Annotated in this window: 18 protein-coding genes; 13 read left to right on the top strand and 5 right to left on the bottom strand. The window is 71.7% G+C overall.

Annotation, left to right across the window (positions count from 1 at the left end; translation table 11 throughout):
* Positions 1–4 precede the first annotated feature (4 nt).
* Both IE200_RS02730 and IE200_RS02725 read right to left on the bottom strand, forming a co-directional pair.
* On the bottom strand, positions 5–799 hold the full coding sequence (locus IE200_RS02730; RefSeq protein WP_191277801.1) for a deoxyribonuclease IV: 795 nt from the start codon (positions 797–799) through the stop codon (positions 5–7).
* A complete protein-coding gene (locus IE200_RS02725) occupies positions 796–1,755 on the bottom strand; it encodes a serine/threonine-protein kinase (protein WP_191277800.1) in 960 nt (319 codons plus the stop codon). The genes IE200_RS02730 and IE200_RS02725 overlap by 4 nt, the downstream gene beginning before the upstream one ends.
* Before the next feature lie 221 nt (positions 1,756–1,976).
* Between IE200_RS02725 and rpsF the strand changes: the two genes are divergently transcribed.
* From rpsF to rplI, 4 genes are all read left to right on the top strand, one after another.
* Entirely contained in the window at positions 1,977–2,267 is a 291-nt protein-coding gene (gene rpsF / locus IE200_RS02720; protein WP_135837775.1) for a 30S ribosomal protein S6, read from the top strand.
* Between the two features lie 102 nt (positions 2,268–2,369).
* The gene (locus IE200_RS02715; protein ID WP_191277799.1) at positions 2,370–2,975 is read left to right on the top strand and encodes a single-stranded DNA-binding protein; all 606 of its coding nucleotides are present in this window, start codon (positions 2,370–2,372) and stop codon (positions 2,973–2,975) included.
* An 87-nt stretch (positions 2,976–3,062) separates the two neighbouring features.
* Entirely contained in the window at positions 3,063–3,299 is a 237-nt protein-coding gene (gene rpsR, locus IE200_RS02710) for a 30S ribosomal protein S18 (RefSeq protein ID WP_056603689.1), read from the top strand.
* A gap of 14 nt (positions 3,300–3,313) precedes the next feature.
* Positions 3,314–3,760 carry a 50S ribosomal protein L9 gene (rplI, locus tag IE200_RS02705; protein WP_191277798.1) on the top strand — a complete coding sequence of 149 codons (447 nt, stop codon included), beginning with the start codon at positions 3,314–3,316 and terminating at the stop codon, positions 3,758–3,760.
* Between the two features lie 70 nt (positions 3,761–3,830).
* Here the strand turns inward: rplI and IE200_RS02700 are convergent, their stop codons facing one another.
* From IE200_RS02700 to IE200_RS02690, 3 genes are all read right to left on the bottom strand, one after another.
* Positions 3,831–4,241 (bottom strand): hypothetical protein, encoded by a 411-nt coding sequence (locus tag IE200_RS02700; protein WP_191277797.1) that lies wholly within the window; start codon positions 4,239–4,241, stop codon positions 3,831–3,833.
* A gap of 185 nt (positions 4,242–4,426) precedes the next feature.
* Positions 4,427–5,608, bottom strand: a complete 1,182-nt coding sequence (locus IE200_RS02695) for a hypothetical protein (protein WP_191277796.1) — start codon at positions 5,606–5,608, stop codon at positions 4,427–4,429.
* Positions 5,609–5,636: 28 nt separating this feature from the next.
* Entirely contained in the window at positions 5,637–6,995 is a 1,359-nt protein-coding gene (locus tag IE200_RS02690) for an MATE family efflux transporter (RefSeq protein ID WP_191277795.1), read from the bottom strand.
* A gap of 510 nt (positions 6,996–7,505) precedes the next feature.
* Between IE200_RS02690 and dnaB the strand changes: the two genes are divergently transcribed.
* The 9 genes from dnaB (at position 7,506) to katG (ending at position 16,741) form a co-directional block, all read left to right on the top strand.
* On the top strand, positions 7,506–10,034 hold the full coding sequence (gene dnaB, locus IE200_RS02685; protein ID WP_308432989.1) for a replicative DNA helicase: 2,529 nt from the start codon (positions 7,506–7,508) through the stop codon (positions 10,032–10,034).
* Positions 10,035–10,041: 7 nt separating this feature from the next.
* Positions 10,042–10,512, top strand: a complete 471-nt coding sequence (locus tag IE200_RS02680; protein WP_191277793.1) for a GNAT family N-acetyltransferase — start codon at positions 10,042–10,044, stop codon at positions 10,510–10,512.
* Between the two features lie 121 nt (positions 10,513–10,633).
* Positions 10,634–10,756, top strand: coding sequence for a hypothetical protein (locus tag IE200_RS20995; RefSeq protein WP_268245524.1), 123 nt, complete (start codon positions 10,634–10,636; stop codon positions 10,754–10,756).
* 100 nt (positions 10,757–10,856) lie between these two features.
* Entirely contained in the window at positions 10,857–11,294 is a 438-nt protein-coding gene (locus IE200_RS02675; RefSeq protein ID WP_191277792.1) for a BLUF domain-containing protein, read from the top strand.
* Positions 11,295–11,358: 64 nt separating this feature from the next.
* Positions 11,359–12,228 carry an aldo/keto reductase gene (locus IE200_RS02670; protein ID WP_191277791.1) on the top strand — a complete coding sequence of 290 codons (870 nt, stop codon included), beginning with the start codon at positions 11,359–11,361 and terminating at the stop codon, positions 12,226–12,228.
* Between the two features lie 8 nt (positions 12,229–12,236).
* Complete coding sequence (locus tag IE200_RS02665) at positions 12,237–13,232, top strand: SDR family NAD(P)-dependent oxidoreductase (protein WP_229856010.1); 996 nt, start codon at positions 12,237–12,239, stop codon at positions 13,230–13,232.
* A 9-nt stretch (positions 13,233–13,241) separates the two neighbouring features.
* Positions 13,242–13,829, top strand: a complete 588-nt coding sequence (locus IE200_RS02660) for a GNAT family N-acetyltransferase (protein ID WP_191277790.1) — start codon at positions 13,242–13,244, stop codon at positions 13,827–13,829.
* Between the two features lie 157 nt (positions 13,830–13,986).
* The gene (locus IE200_RS02655) at positions 13,987–14,439 is read left to right on the top strand and encodes a Fur family transcriptional regulator (RefSeq protein WP_191277789.1); all 453 of its coding nucleotides are present in this window, start codon (positions 13,987–13,989) and stop codon (positions 14,437–14,439) included.
* A gap of 28 nt (positions 14,440–14,467) precedes the next feature.
* The gene (gene katG / locus IE200_RS02650) at positions 14,468–16,741 is read left to right on the top strand and encodes a catalase/peroxidase HPI (RefSeq protein WP_191277788.1); all 2,274 of its coding nucleotides are present in this window, start codon (positions 14,468–14,470) and stop codon (positions 16,739–16,741) included.
* Positions 16,742–16,768: the final 27 nt, after the last annotated feature.

Raw genomic sequence — 16,768 nt, 5'->3', positions numbered from 1 at the left:
GTTCTCACAGGTGCTCGCGCAGCCACGCGAAGTCGGCGCGGTGCTCCGCGGCCCCGCCCGGGGTCTCGCAGATGACCGGGGCGCCGGCCTCGCGCACGACGGCCGCGAACTCGTCGGCCGGCAGGGTGCCGTGACCGAAGTTGGCGTGGCGGTCGGCGCCGGAGTCGAACGAGTCCCGCGAGTCGTTGGCGTGGACGAGGTCGATGCGACCGGTGATGGCGCGGACCTTCTCCACCGCGTCGCCGAGCTCGATCCCGCCGGCCCACGCGTGGCAGGTGTCGAGGCAGAAGCCGACGCGGTCGGCGCCCTCGGCCGTGGAGATCGCGTCCCAGACGCCGGCGATCCGGTCGAGGTGGCGCGCCATCGCGTTGTCGCCGCCGGCGGTGTTCTCGATGAGCAGCGGGACCTTGAGGTCCGTCGCCTCGATCGCCTTGCGCCAGTTGTCGAAGCCGACCGCCGGGTCGTCGGCCTTGTTGACGTGCCCGCCGTGCACGATCAGCCCCTTCGCGCCGATCTCGGCCGCGGCGTCCATGTGCTGCTGGAGCAGCTTGCGGCTGGGGATGCGGATGCGGTTGTTGGTGGTGGCGACGTTGACGATGTAGGGCGCGTGGACGTAGAGGTCGACGCCCGCCTCCTCGGCCGCGGACCGCAGCGCGGCGGCACCGCCCTCGAAGCGCACCTCAGGGCCCTTGTAGCCCTGGGGGTCGCCGAGGAAGAACTGCACGAGGGTCGTGCCGCGCGCGAGCGCCTCGGCGACCGGGTCGCTCTGGTCGACGTGGGCGCCGATCTGGATCGTCATGCCGACCACCCTAGGAGCAGGTGCAGACAGCCCAGGACGACCCCGGTGAGCGCGGCGACGGCGAGCCAGCCGAGCCAGTCCACGCCTCCGGCGCCGTCGGCGGTCCGGGCAGTCCGGGACGTACGCCGACGGCGCGGGCGCGGGCGCGGGCCGAGCCGGTCGGGCACCGGCGGAGGGTCGGGCGGCGGGACGGGCAGCCGGCGCAGCAGGCGCAGGGCCGCCTCGACGGTGGCGATGCGCTGCTCCGGGTCGGTCACGAGCAGACGCTCGAGGAGCGGACGCAGGGGGTGGGAGGGGACCTCGCCCTGGCGCGACGGGGGCAGACCGGTCACCAGCTCGAGCGCCACGCGCCCCACGGCGTACAGGTCCTGCGTGGGCTCCGGCGGCGCTCCGCGCGCCTGCTCGGGCGCCATGTAGCCGTCGGTGCCGATCGCACCGGGGACCGTGGTGAAGCGGCGGTCGGCGATCGGGGCGGCCACCCCGAAGTCGCCGAGGCGCAGGTGCGGTGGGCCATCGCCGGTCGCCTCGAGGAGCAGGTTGGCGGGCTTGACGTCGCGGTGCACGAGCCCGGCGCCGTGCACGGCCGCGAGACCCATCAGCAGCTGCTCCACCAGCAGCGCGGCGGTGCCCGCGTCGAGCGGTCCGTGCTCGCGGAGCAGGTCGGCGACCGACCCACCGGGGACCAGCTCCATGGCGAGGACCACCAGGTCGTCCTCGGCGGCCCAGCCGTGCGGCGCGACGACGTGGGGGTGACGCACTCGGACCGCCTGCTCGCGCACGAAGCGGGCCAGCAGCGCCGAGCCGTGCCGGCCGAGGACCTTGAGCGCCACGTCCCGGCCGGTGCGTACGTCGGTGGCGCGCCACACCGAGCCCATCCCGCCGCTGCCGACCTGGTCGAGCAGGCGGTAGCGCCCGGCCACCACGGTGGCGGAGCGGGGAGCGGCGGTCGCGGGCACGTCCCGACGCTAGCCCCGCGACGCGGTCACCGGGGCGTCCTCCACAGGTGCAGGTGGGCGCCACTGACGATTCCGGGCGTACGGCCGGGCGCTGGTAGCCTTCACCGGTTGCCTTCGGGCGACCTCGGGGCCGCGACCCACGTCGCACGCCCCGCGAACGCAGAGTCCTCCTGCCACGGAGAGCCCGTGGCCGCTCTAGCCCAGAGGAGGTGGAGACCGCTATGCGTGCCTATGAAGTGATGGTCATCCTCGACCCGAGTCTCGACGAGCGCACCATCGAGCCGTCGCTCGACAAGTACCTCAACGTGATCCGCAAGGACGGTGGCTCGATCGAGTCGCTCGACGTGTGGGGTCGTCGCCGGATGGCGTACGAGATCAAGAAGAACGCCGAGGGCATCTACGCCGTCGTCAAGCTGACGGCCGAGCCCGCGACGGTCAAGGAGTTCGACCGCCAGCTCACGCTGAACGAGTCGATCCTGCGCACGAAGGTCATGCGTCCCGACGCTCACTGAGCGCCTGTGGAAACACCCTTCCCGCTGTCGGTCGGTGCCTGTTTGATGGGCACCACGCCGGGAGCGTCCCCGGATCAGCAGGACATCTAGAGGAGACCTGACATGGCAGGCGAGACCACGATCACCGTCATCGGCAACCTCGTCGACGACCCGGAGCTGCGGTTCACCCCCTCGGGGGCACCCGTGGCCAACTTCCGGATCGCGTCGACGCCGCGCACCTTCGACCGCCAGAGCAACGAGTGGAAGGACGGCGACACGCTGTTCCTCTCGTGCGCTGTGTGGCGCCAGGCCGCGGAGAACGTCGCCGAGTCCCTCCAGAGGGGCATGCGGGTGATCGTCCAGGGTCGTCTCAAGTCGCGTCAGTACGAGACCCGCGAGGGTGAGAAGCGCACCGTCTTCGAGATCGACGTCGAGGAGGTCGGCCCGTCGCTGCGCAACGCCTCGGCGAAGGTCACCAAGACGACGCGATCCGGCGGCGGTGGCGGCTACTCCGGTGGTGGCGGCGGCTACTCGGGCGGTGGCGGGCAGCAGTCCGCGCCGGCCGACGACCCGTGGGCCAGCCCCGCTCCCTCCCAGGGTGGCCAGGGCGGCGGCTGGGGCGGTCAGTCCCAGGGCGGCCAGCCCCAGGGTGGCGGCCAGTCGTCCCCGCCCAACGACCCGTGGGCCACGCCCGGGGTCAGCGGCGGCAACGACGAGCCCCCCTTCTAGTCCGGATCCGGACCAGACAAAGAAACACACATTCCATTCCGTCCCTGATTGCCTTCAGGGCCGGGCTCACTGAAAGGGAGCACCACAATGGCCAAGGCAATTCTGCGCAAGCCCAAGAAGAAGGTTTGCCAGTTCTGCAAGGAGAAGGCGACCGGTGTCGACTACAAGGACACCACCCTGCTCCGCAAGTTCATCTCCGACCGCGGCAAGATCCGCGCCCGTCGCGTGACCGGCAACTGCGTCCAGCACCAGCGCGACGTGGCCATCGCCGTCAAGAACGCGCGCGAGCTCGCCCTGCTGCCCTACACGTCCACCGGTCGCTGAGAGGAGCGGAAGACATGAAGCTCATCCTGACCCAGGAGGTCGACGGTCTCGGCGCCCCCGGTGACGTGGTCGAGGTCAAGGACGGCTACGGCCGCAACTACCTCGTCCCCCGTGGCCTCGGCATCCGCTGGACCCGCGGCGGCGAGAAGACCATCGAGTCCATCAAGGCCGCCCGCACCGCCCGCGCGGTGCGCGACGCCGACCACGCGACGGACGTCAAGGCCAAGCTCGAGGCCAACGCGGTCAACGTGAAGGTCCGCGCCGGCGAGGGCGGTCGCCTGTTCGGCGCCGTCACGACCACGGAGATCGCCGACGCGATCACCGAGGTCTCCGGCGAGAAGGTCGACCGCCGCACGATCGTGGTCGCCAACCCGATCAAGACGCTCGGCGCCCACGAGGTGTCGGTCAAGCTGCACGACGAGGTGACCGCAACGGTGGCCCTCAACGTGGTCCCCGCCTGACCCGGACACACTCCGTACGCCACGACGGCCCGCTGCCCCTGAGGGGTGGCGGGCCGTCGTGCTGTCCGGGCTACTCGGTCGGCTTGTCGCAGCGCGTGGGCGGCTGGCTCCCGCCGGAGTGGTACTCATACGTCCGTCCGTCGGCACGCAGCGTGATCCGCTGGCCGTCGACGAGTGCCTGGGTGTACATCTCACCCGGCTTGGCGCAGCCGCGGCTGCCGTCGCGCCAGGTGACCTCCTCGACGGCGACCACCTCGACGTCCCCGGCAGCGACGCCGAGCGCGGAGGCGAGGTCGTCGACGGCTCGCCCGACGTCGCCGGACGGGCTGGACGAGGGGCTGGACGGGCTGGAGGACGTGCGGGGGTCCACGGCTGTCTCCTCGGTGTCGGGGGACCGGTCGGTGCCGCCGCAGGCCGCTGCCGGGAGGACCGTCAGGACGACGGTCGCCAGCAGCAACGGGAGGCGGCGCATCATGTGCATCACCCCAGTGTGACGCCAGGACGCCGGAGGGCGTTCCGTGGACGACGAAGGGGCCGACGGTGCGAACACCGCCGGCCCCTCCGAGTGGATCAGGTGAGGATCACCTCGATCAGTCTGTCAACGAAAACCGCGCCTGAAGATTCTCCCGTAACGCAGACGTAACCCCGGATCGTGTCCCGCGACGGTCACGTCCCGAGTCGCAGGGCGTCCTTCCTGGTGGCCGCTGGGAAGCGGTTGGGCCTGGCGACGACGGCGTCGACGACGACGCGCCTGCTGCTCAGCGACTCGATCACGATCCTCCCCGACCGCAGGCCGGAGTAGCGGTCGATGACGACGAGCTGCCGCAGGGCCCTCCTCGGGCCGGAGAGGTCGACGACGTGCCACGCGCGCCTGCCGACGCGCACCCGCACCTTCCCGTAGCCGCGGCGGGTCGGGGCGAGGAGGCGGAGCTCGCCGACCTTCGTGCGCGGCAGGACGAGCCGGGCGCCGCGCCGGGTGGTGGTGAGGGCGTCGCCGCGGAAGTAGCCGTCGTCGCGCACCGTCGTCCAGCCGCGCCGGCGGGTGAGGTCGCGGGGGACGAAGAACTCGACCGGCTCCGACCAGGCGCCGGCGTTGCCGGCCGCGTCGACCGCTCGCGCGGCGAAGCGGTGCCGGCCCGCCGCGGGGTCGGGCAGCTCCCACCGGCCGGTGGCGCACGCGACGGGGCGACCGTTGTCGGTGCACTCGATCGTCGAGCCGGCCTCGCTGCTGTTGAGCCGGATCGGGACGCTCGGGCCGATGACCACCGGCTGGGTGGGGGTGACCTCGTCGTAGGTGGTGGGGGTGACGAAGACGAACGGCGCCCGGGTGTCCTGGCCCCAGCCGACGGTCGCCGGGGTGGGGTCGTGGTCGGGGGTGTCGGCGACGGCCGGGGGCAGCGGGTTGGCATCCGGGTCGCGGCCGGCGTCGCCGAGGTCGACCGCGCGTGCCCGGAAGACGTACGTCCCGGCGGGCGCGTCGGGCAGGTCGGCGTACGTCACGGGGCTGGTGCAGGTGCGCCAGTCGTGGGCCTGCGGACCGCCCGCCAGCGTGCACTCGAGGCCGAAGGGTCCCGGGTCGGCGTCGGAGACCTGGACGCCCACGGTGAACGTCATGGTGGACACGCTCACCAGGCCGGCGCCGTTGGGGGTGGTCGACGCGGCGACGACCGTGTCGGGCGGGGTGCTGTCGTCGCAGCCGTCCTGCAGCAGGTTGGGTGCCGTCTCGTCGACGCATCCGGGCTCCGCGGCCGCGGGTGCTGCGGTCCCGAGCGGGACGAGGGCGCCGGCGACCAGCATGACCACCCCCAGCCGGATCGCCGGTCGGACGGCTGCGTGCTTGATCTCCATCGGGCCCCTCCCCGGTCGTGGTGCAGGCTCAACGAGCCGACGTCGCTCCGGTCACGAGCCACGCCTCGCCGCGGGCCCGCCACGACAGCAGCACCCCCCGCGCACCCATGAAGACGAAGGTCATCGCGACCCACACCGCGACCAGGCCGTGGGGGAGGCTGGCGGCCCAGAGCGCGGCCGGGGCGTACGCCGCGAGCACGACCAGCCCGGCCCACGCGAGGTAGGCGCCGTCGCCGGCCCCGATGAGGACGCCGTCGAGGACGAAGACCATCCCGGCCAGCGGCTGGCCGAGCGCGGCGACGAGCAGGACGGGCACGAGGAGCGCCCGGACCTCGGGGTCGGGGGTGAAGAGGGCGCCGACGAACGGGGCGACCGCGGCGAGGGCGATCCCGGCCACGATCCCGCTGCCCCAGCCCCAACGCACCATCCGCCGGGTGAGGCGGCGGGTGCCGTCGACGTCGCCGCTGCCGAGCGCGCGGCCGGTGAGCGCCTGCGCAGCGATCGCGATGGCGTCGAGGGCGAAGGCGAGGAACGTCCACAGGGTGATCGCGACCTGGTGGGTCGCGACGTTGACGTCGGTGGTGCCGGTCCCGACGCGGGTGACCGCGTACGTCCCGACGAGGAGGCAGGCGCGCAGCGCGAGCGTGCGGACGACGAGCGCGACGGCGGCGTGCGCGGCCGCGGCGATGCCGGCGCGGTCGGGCGAGAGCGGTGCGTCGTGGGCGCGGGCCGCGCGGACCACGACGACGAGCAGCCAAGCGGCACTGATCACCTGCGCGAGCACCGAGCCGATGGCCGCGCCGGCGATGCCGAGGTCGAGACCGTAGACGAGCACGACGTTGAAGACGATGTTGAGGCCGTTGCCGACGACGGCGACGGCCAGCGGCGTACGGGTGTCCTGCAGGCCGCGCAGGACGCCGGTCGCGGCGAGCATGACGAGCAGCGGGGTGGTGCCGAGGAAGGCGATCGACAAGTAGGTCTCGGCGTGCCCGGCCGCCTCCTCCCCGGTACCGAAGATCCCCACCAGGGTCGGCGTCAGCACGATGCCGAGAGCGGTGGCGAGCGTGCCGATGAGGACCGCCAGCCAAACGCCGTCGACCCCCTGGGCGAGGGCGGCGCGCAGGTCGCCGGCGCCGAGGTGCCGCGCGACGCTCGCGGTCGTGCCGTAGGCGAGGAAGACGCACAGCCCGACGACGGTCTGCAGGACGACGGCGGCCACCCCGAGTCCGGCGAGCTCGGGCGTGCCGAGGTGTCCGACGATCGCGGCGTCGGAGAGCAGGAAGAGCGGCTCGGCGACCAGCGCCAGGAAGGCGGGGACCGCGAGGCGCAGGATCTCCCGGTCGGTCTCCCGGTCGGTCTCCTGCTCGCGCTCCCGGTCCGCCGTCACGTGCACACCCTAGGAACGACCTGCGCCGGCGACGACGTCGGCGGTGCGTTACCCGGCGGGTGCACGGCACGTACATAGCCCCTTCGGGCTACCTGTGAATGGCCGTGTGGATGACGCAGCGCGGGTGGGCGTCAAGGCCCGCCCGTCGGCCGAGCGGACGGCGACCGCCAGATGTCGGACAGGTGAACGACCGCAGCGGCCGTGTATTTCTCCTCCACAAGGTGTGTACAGAGTTTTCGCAGGTCAGAGCGGTCTTGGGTGCGGTCGACACCTGGGCCTCCACAGGCTCGTCCACGTCGTGTGCGCGCCTGCCTGCGTGTCGTCCACCCCTGTCCGCAGGTTGTCCACACGACCTGTGGATAACTCGGCCTCGCTGGCTTCCCCTGACCCCGCCGGAGCACGTACGGTCTCGCGCGGACGTGGATCGGGACAGCGGTTGTCGGTGGTCGTGCCTACCGTCAGGGTCGGCGGGTCGTGGGTGGCACAGGAAGTGAGGACCGAGGAGTGAGCATCGCCTTCGAGGGGGACACCGACGAGGCCTGGGGCGACGGTCCCGCGGCCTACGAGCCCGGCCAGTCGCCGCGCTCGGCGGGTGACCGTACGCCTCCGCAGGACAACGCCGCGGAGCAGAGCGTGCTCGGCTCGATGCTGCTGTCCAAGGACGCCATCGCCGACGTCGTCGACGTCATCAAGGGCGTCGACTACTACCGCCCCGCCCACGAGGTCATCCACGACTCGATCATCGACCTCTACGGCCGTGGTGAGCCGGCCGACCCGATCACCGTCGCCGCCGAGCTGCAGAAGCGCGGCGAGCTGGGCCGCATCGGCGGCGCGCCCTACCTGCACACGCTCTCGGCCAACGTGCCGATCGCGGCCAACGCCGGCTACTACGCCGAGATCGTGCGCGACAAGGCGATCCTGCGCCGCCTCGTCGAGGCCGGCACCCGCATCGCCGCCCTCGGCTACGCCGGCGAGGGCGAGATCGACGACGTCGTCGACAACGCCCAGGCCGAGGTCTACAAGGTCACCGACCGGCGCGCGGCCGTCGACTACGCGCCGCTGAGCGACATCATGAGCGGCGTCCTCGACGAGATCGAGGCGATCGGCAACCGGGAGGCCGGGCTCTACGGTGTGCCGACGGGCTTCGCCGACCTCGACGACCTCACCAACGGCCTCCACTCCGGCCAGATGATCATCGTCGCGGCGCGTCCGGCCATGGGCAAAGCGCTTGCGCTCGACACCCCGCTCCCGACCCCCACCGGGTGGACGACCATGGGCGAGGTGGCGGTTGGCGACGAGCTCTACGACGCGAAGGGCCGACCGACCCGCGTCGTCGCCGCGACCGACGTGATGCTCGACCGGCCGTGCTACGAGGTGACCTTCTCTGACGGCTCCGTGCTCGTGGCGGATGCCGAACACCAGTGGTTGACCGAGACGAGGGCGGCCAGGAAGTCGCGCTGGGCAGCGGACAACCGCTACAACCGGGCGAAGAATCAACGCATCCGGGCGAGCGTGGTGACCACGGAGGACATCGCTCGCACCGTGCGGATCGGCAAGGAGCGACGAGCCAACCACGCGGTGCTGAACGCGGAGGCGCTGGCGGGTCACGACGACGCGCTTCCGATCGATCCCTACGTCCTCGGGGCCTGGCTGGGCGACGGGCACAGCGCCGGATGCCGCATCACCTGTGAGACACCGGAGATCCCGATGCGGATCGAAGGTCGCGGTTACACCGTCACGGCTCAGGGCAACATGCTCTACAGCATCCGGACTCCGCGTGTCGCCGCTGCGCAACGATCGGTGTGCCCCGACTGCGGCGGCGCCATGCACGGCACCTATCTCTGCGCGTCCTGCCAGCAGGACCACGGTTCCTTCACCGCACTTCTTCGTACGGTCGGTGTGCTCGACAACAAGCACGTCCCCGACGTCTACCTGCGAGCGTCCGAACAGGCCCGGCGCGACCTCCTGGCCGGTCTGCTTGACACCGACGGCACCGTGGTCAAGGGAGTGGGCTCGGTTCAGTTCGCCGTTACCAACGAGCGACTGGCCGACACCGTGCACGAGTTGGTCGTGAGCCTTGGCTACCGGTGCAGCAGGACGACCAAGCGGGTGGCTGGGCGTTCCGAGGCTTCATCCACCTGTCACATCCTCAACTTCTCGACGGTCGATGACGTCTTCAAGCTGGAGCGGAAGGCCCTCCTCCACAAGGAGGAGCGTCCGTCCTCCACGGTCCGTATCGGGAAGCGCTACATCACGTCCGTGCGCCCCATCGAGTCAGTGCCGGTGCGTTGCGTGGAGGTGGACAACGATGATCACCTCTACCTCGCGGGTCGGTCCATGATCCCAACCCACAACTCGACGCTCGCCCTCGACTTCTGCCGCGCGGCGTCGATCCACAACAACCTCACCAGCGTCTTCTTCAGCCTGGAGATGACGCGCTCGGAGATCATGATGCGCCTGCTCTCCGCGGAGGCGAAGGTGCCGCTCAACCACATCCGCAACGGCACGATGCGCGACGACGACTGGGAGAAGCTCGCCCGCAAGATGGGCCAGGTCTCGGGGGCGCCGATGTTCATCGACGACAGCCCCAACATGACGATGATGGAGATCCGGGCCAAGGCGCGGCGGCTCAAGCAGCGCCACGACCTCAAGCTCATCGTCATCGACTACATGCAGCTGATGAGCTCGGGCAAGAAGGTCGAGTCCCGCCAGCTCGAGGTCTCGGAGTTCTCCCGCAACATCAAGCTCCTCGCCAAGGAGCTCGAGTGCCCGATCATCGCGCTGTCGCAGCTCAACCGTGGTCCCGAGCAGCGTGGCGACAAGCGCCCGATGATGAGCGACCTGCGTGAGTCCGGCTCGCTCGAGCAGGACGCCGACATGGTGATCCTGCTCCACCGCGACGACGTCTACGAGAAGGAGTCGACCCGCCCGGGCGAGGCCGACCTGATCGTGGCCAAGCACCGCAACGGCCCCACGCGCGACCTCACGGTCGCCTTCCAGGGCCACTACTCGCGGTTCGTCGACATGGCGCAGGGCTGAGCACCTGATGACCACATGGGTGGTGCGCCGCGTCGCGGCCGAGGACCGCACCGAGTGGGAGCGGCTCTACGTCGGCTACTGCACGTTCTACGAGCGCGAGGTCACCCGGGATCGGCTGGACACGCTGTGGACGTGGATCCAGGAGGGCCGTCTCGTCTCGCTCGTGGCCTGCTCGGCCCAGGCTCCCGGGGAGCTCGTCGGTCTCGCTCACGTCCGCGAGTTCATCCGTCCGGTGGCCGCCGTGGTGGCCGGATTCCTCGACGACCTGTTCGTCGACCCCGCGCACCGGGGCACCGGCGTCGTCGAGTCCCTCCTCGACGCGGTCCGCGAGCACGCGAGCGCCGAGGGGTGGGAGCGGGTCCGGTGGATCACCGCGGAGTCCAACGGCCGGGCACGTGCGGTCTACGACCGGGTGGCCACCCGTACGGCCTGGGTCACCTACGACATGACCGACCTCGACGCGGTGTCGCCGGCCTGACACCGGAGCGCCTCGTGCCCGACGGACATGAGCCGAAAAGGTCCGTGAGTCCGCGTCACGGCCGCGGGCCGCAGACGTCTCGTCGTCAAGGACATGGGGGCGAAACGGTCAGGTGAGCGCAGTGGAGACCATCGACGTGACGCGGCACGGCTCGGAGCCCCTCTTCGGCGCCGGGTTCTGGCTGGAGTGCGAACGGGAGGCCGACCGGATGTTGCGCGCCATCACCGGTGCCGACGACGAGTAGGCGTCTCCACCGGCCCGACCAGGAGCGGGCGAACCGAGGACAGCCTTCCCCCTAGGGATGATGTGTCCACCCTCGTCGCTGGGTAGCGTCCCGCTCGACCATGCACAGCGACGCCCGCGGGATCCTCACGCTCACCTACACGAGCGCCACGACGCACCTGATGTCCGTCGCCCAGCTGGTGGAGCTGATCGAGCAGATCCGCCCCAAGAACGAGCGTCTCGGCCTGACCGGACTGCTGCTCTACAGCGGCGGCAACGTCATCCAGACGCTCGAGGGCGCGTCGGCCGCCGTCTACGAGGTCTTCGACGCGATCCGCGCCGACCCCCGCCACGGCGAGGTGTGCATCGTCGACCGGCGCTATGTGGACGACCGTTCCTTCGCGACGTGGTCGATGGGTTTCCGCAACGTCACCGCGCGCGAGGTCGCCGACCTGCAGGACTTCAACGAGTTCGCGCGGCAGTCGGTGGGTCACGCCCTCGTCGATCACGCGGCCTCCGCCTTCGAGCTGCTGGAGACCTTCCGGCTCAACACCGCCTGAGGCCTGCCGGTGACCGGCCCTCGGGGTGGGCACGGCTTTCGGTCCCGGTCGTAGGGTCGTCGGCATGCAGACTCGTACTCTCGGCAACCAGCAGGTCGGGGCCATCGGGCTCGGCCTGATGACCTTCGACCAGACCGGCACCCAGCCGCGCCAGCAGCTCCTCGACACCGTCACCGCGGCCCTCGACGCCGGCGTGACGCTCTTCGACACCGCCGACGCGTACGGCCCCGGGGACGAGAAGGGCGCGGGCGCGCAGGGCGAGAACGAGCGGCTCATCGCTTCGCTCCTCGACGAGCTCGGGGTGCGCGACAAGGTGCTGCTCGCCACCAAGGGCGGCCACGTCCGCACCGAGGGCGGCGGCTGGGACACCGACAGCTCCGCCGCCCACCTCCGCGAGGCCGTCGACGCCAGCCTGCAGCGCCTCGGTGTCGACCAGCTCTCGCTGTGGCAGCACCACCGTCCCGACCCGAAGGTCCCCTACGACGAGGTCATCGGCACCCTCAAGGAGATCGCCGACAGCGGCAAGGTCGCCCACGTCGGGCTCTCCAACGCCGACCCGCAGCAGATCCGCGACGCGTACGCCGTCCTGGGCGACGCGCTGGTGAGCGTGCAGAACCAGTTCAGCCCCAAGTTCCGCTCGAGCCGTCCCGAGATCGACGTCTGCGAGGAGCTCGGTCTCGCGTTCCTGCCGTGGAGCCCGCTGGGCGGTCTCTCCGACGCCAAGGAGCTCGCCGAGAAGCACCCCGCCTTCGCCGAGATCGCGCAGGCGCGCGGGGTGAGCGCGCAGCAGGTCGCCCTCGCGTGGGAGCTCGCGCAGTCGCCGGTGGTCATCCCGATCCCCGGCGCCAAGCGCCCCTCGTCGATCACCGACTCCGCGGCCGCGGCCGACATCGAGCTCACGGCCGACGAGCTGTCGCGGCTCGACGCGAGCTGAGGCGAGCCGTGGCACGCCCCCTGCTCACCCGGGCGGTCGACGCGGTCATGGACCGCTCGCTCGTCCTCGGCTACACCACGATCGGCCTCGCCGTGCGGCGCACGCTGCCCGGCTGGCCGGCCGACCCGGCGCCGAGGGCACTCGCGGGACGCCACGTGCTGGTCACCGGCGCCAGCTCCGGCCTCGGCATCGCCACGGTCGAGGGCCTGGTCGCCCTCGGTGCGGTCGTGCACATGCTCGTGCGTGACGAGGCCAAGGGCTCGGCCGTCGCCGAACGGATCCGCGCCACGCACCCCGGCGCCGACGTACGGCTGTGGCGGTGCGACGTCGCCGACCTCGACGACGTGCGCCGCTTCGCCGCCGACTTCGCCGAGGAGGTCCCCGAGCTCCACGCCGTGGTGCACAACGCGGGCGTCATGCCCCCGACCCGGACCGAGTCCGCGCAGGGCCACGAGCTCAGCATGGCGGTGCACCTCGTCGGCCCGGTGGTGATGACCGAGGCGCTGCGCGGACCGCTCTCCCGCGACGGCGCCGGCGGCCGGGTCGTGCTGGTGAGCAGCGGCGGCATGTACGGCCAGGTGCTGCGCGCCGACGACCCGGACTACACGACGGGCGACTACTCGCCGACGACGGCGTACGCCCGGTCCAAGCGCTGGCAGGTCGAGATGACCCCGCACCTGGCGGAGTGGTGGGGCGCGGACGGCATCACCGTGGCCACCATGCACCCGGGCTGGGCCGACACCCCCGGCGTGCAGGAGTCGCTGCCGACCTTCCGGAGGCTGACCCGGCCGGTGCTGCGCGACGACGCCCAGGGCGCCGACACGAGCGTGTGGCTGACCGCCGTCGAGCCAGCCCCGCCCACGGGTCGCTTCTGGCACGACCGCGTCGAGCGGCCGACCAACCTGCTCCCGACGACGCGCGCGAGCGACGTCGACCGCGCCCGGGCGTGGACGTGGCTGGTGGCGGCCGCCGGCCTGGGCCGAGCGGACGTCCGCGACGTCTAGGGTGGCGCGGTGCTGAGCCTGCAGATCGACGACGCCCGCCTGTCCGACCTCGAGCCCTGGCACGCCGACCAGCTCGCCGGGCTGTTCCGCGCGCACGGCGCCGACTTCTACGACTGGCTGCCGTGGGAGGGTTTCGAGGAGGTCGCCGGCGCTCGCGGGTTCATCGAGCGGTTCGCCCAGGGGCGCGGCGAGGACGCCCGCCGGCTCTACGGCATCTGGATCGGTGACGAGCTCGTCGGCGGCACGCTCTTCCCGAGCATCAACGCCCGATCGCGCACGGCCGAGGCCGGGGTCTTCCTCGCCTCCTCCGCCCGCGGTCGCGGCATCGTGACCCGCGCGGTCGCGGCGATGCTCGACTGGGCGTTCGTCGAGCGCGGTCTGCACCGCGTCGAGTGGCGCTGCGCCCCCGGCAACGTCGCCAGCCGGCGCGTCGCCCAGCGGCTCGGCTTCACCCACGAGGGGACGCTGCGCGAGGTCTTCCCGGTGCGCGAGGAGCGCCAGGACCTCGAGGTCTGGGCGCTCCTGTCGCGTGAGTGGTCCGGCCTGCCGACCGCGGGCCGGGGGGCTGCCGCCGGGAAGCCCGGGGTAGTCCAGTGACCTCCTGTCCCCGGGCCGGGATAGTCCAGTGAGCTTCTGTCGTTCCGGAGGCCGCTCCACGACCGTTCGCCACTGGACTACCCCAGCTTGGGGGAACCGAAGACCCCGCCCGCAGATAACTTGACCCGTTCAAGAAAAGGCGGCAGGGTTGACCGCGATGGACGACCACGCGACCGAGGCTGAGTTCGAGCAGCTGCTCCGCGGCGCTGACCTGCGGGTCACCCGCCCGCGCCTGGCCGTGCTGCGCGCCGTACGCCGCCATCCGCACGCCGACACCGGCAGCGTCCTCGCGGCCGTCCGCACCGAGGAGCCCACGGTCTCCCACCAGGCGGTGTACGACGTGCTGGGCGCGCTCGCCGACTCCGGCCTCGTCCGCAGGATCCAGCCCGCAGGCTCGGTCGCGCGCTACGAGCTGCGCGTCGGCGACAACCACCACCACGTGGTGTGCCGCTCGTGCGGCGTGGTCGCCGACGTCGACTGCGCCGTCGGCGTACGCCCCTGCCTCGACGCCTCCGACACCCACGGCTTCGTCATCGACGAGGCCGAGGTCACCTACTGGGGCCTGTGCCCCGACTGCTCGACCAGCACCACCTCCGACCACCGCTCGTGACCTCGACACCCATCCGGAAGGACTTGCCATGACCGACAACCAGGACACCGCACCCGAGAGCCCCCAGGGCGTGGACCGCAAGGCCGAGGCGGGCTGCCCGGTGATGCACGACTCCGCCACCGCGCAGGGCAGCGAGAGCGAGAACCCGGTCATCGACGCGCCGGAGCCCCGGGGGCACCGCCCGCGCACCAACCAGGACTGGTGGCCCAACCAGCTCGACCTCTCGGTGCTGCACGCGCACTCGCCGAAGGGCAACCCGCTGGGCGCCGACTTCAGCTATCGCGAGGAGTTCGCAAAGCTCGACGTCGAGGCGCTCAAGACCGACATCGCGCAGGTGCTGCGCACCTCGCAGGACTGGTGGCCGGCCGACTTCGGCCACTACGGCGGCCTGATGATCCGGCTCAGCTGGCACGCCGCCGGCACCTACCGCGTGCACGACGGCCGCGGTGGCGCGGGCGACGGCGGTCAGCGCTTCGCCCCGCTCAACTCCTGGCCCGACAACGCCAACCTCGACAAGGCCCGCCGCCTGCTGTGGCCGGTCAAGCAGAAGTACGGCCAGAAGATCTCGTGGGCCGACCTGCTCGTGCTCGCGGGCAACGTCGCCCTGGAGGACATGGGCTTCGAGACCTTCGGCTTCGCGTTCGGCCGCGAGGACGTGTGGGAGCCCGAGGAGATCTTCTGGGGCCCGGAGGACACCTGGCTCGGCGACGAGCGCTACTCCGGCGACCGCGAGCTCGGCGACGGCCTCGGCGCGGTCCAGATGGGCCTGATCTACGTCAACCCCGAGGGCCCCAACGGCAACCCCGACCCGATCGCGTCGGCGCGCGACATCCGCGAGACCTTCGGACGGATGGCGATGAACGACGAGGAGACCGTCGCGCTGATCGCCGGCGGCCACACCTTCGGCAAGACCCACGGCGCCGGTGACGCCAACCTGGTCGGCCCCGAGCCCGAGGGCGCCGAGCTGGAGGCGCAGGGCCTCGGCTGGCTGAGCTCGTACGGCACCGGCAAGGGCGGCGACACCATCACCTCCGGCCTCGAGGTCACGTGGACCGACGTGCCGACGCAGTGGAGCAACCGCTACTTCGAGATCCTCTTCGGCTACGAGTGGGAGCTCACCGAGAGCCCGGCCGGCGCGAAGCAGTGGGTCGCCAAGACCGACGACGCGATCATCCCCGACGCGCACGACCCGTCGAGGAAGCACCGCCCGACGATGCTCACCTCCGACCTCGCGCTGCGCTTCGACCCGACGTACGAGAAGATCTCGCGCCGCTTCCTGGAGAACCCCGACGAGTTCGCGAAGGCCTTCGCGAAGGCCTGGTACAAGCTGCTGCACCGCGACATGGGCCCCGTCGGCCCGCACCTGCTCGGCCCCTGGGTGCCCGAGGCGCAGCTGTGGCAGGACCCGGTCCCGCCGGTCGAGGGCGAGCTCGTCGGTGACGCCGATGTCGCGTCCCTCAAGCAGCAGCTCCTCGGCACCGGCCTGTCGGTCTCGCAGCTCGTGTCGCTGGCGTGGGCCTCGGCCGCCACCTACCGCGGCACGGACCGGCGCGGTGGCGCCAACGGTGCCCGCATCCGCCTCGAGCCGCAGCGCAGCTGGGCGGTACACGCCGACCTCGACCTCGACGCGACCCTGGCCAAGATCGAGCAGGTGCAGCAGGACTTCAACGCCCAGGGCGGCGCGCAGGTCTCGCTGGCCGACCTCATCGTCCTCGGCGGTGCGGCGGCGATCGAGAAGGCGGCCAAGGATGCCGGCCACGACGTGACCGTGCCGTTCAGCCCCGGGCGTACGGACGCCACGCAGGACCAGACCGACGTGGAGTCCTTCGGCTACCTCGAGCCCCGCGCCGACGGTTTCCGGAACTGGACCCGTCCCGGTGAGAAGCTCCAGCCGGAGAAGCTGCTCGTCGACAAGGCCTACCTGCTCGGCCTCTCCGGGCCGCAGATGACCGTCCTGCTCGGCGGCCTGCGGGCGCTCGGCGCCAACGCCGGCGGCGCCGCGCACGGCGTGCTGACCGACCGGCCGGGCGTGCTGACCAACGACTTCTTCGCGAACCTGCTGTCCCCGGGCACGCAGTGGAAGGCGTCGCAGTCCGAGGAGGGCGTCTACGAGATCCGCGACGTCGCCACCGGCGACGTCAGGTGGACGGCCACCGCGGTCGACCTGGTGCTGGGCTCGAACTCCCAGCTCCGCGCGCTCTCCGAGGTCTACGCGAGCGAGGACGCGGGCGACAAGTTCGTCACCGACTTCGTCGCCGCGTGGGCCCAGGTCATGGACAACGACCGGTTCGACCTGCGCTGACCCCCGTACGCCTCGCCGGCCCGGGCT

Origin of the sequence: Nocardioides flavus (ex Wang et al. 2016) (assembly GCF_014653115.1) — a bacterium.
Taxonomy (GTDB): Bacteria; Actinomycetota; Actinomycetes; order Propionibacteriales; family Nocardioidaceae; genus Nocardioides; species Nocardioides flavus.
This window is presented reverse-complemented; position numbering and strand designations above follow the sequence as displayed.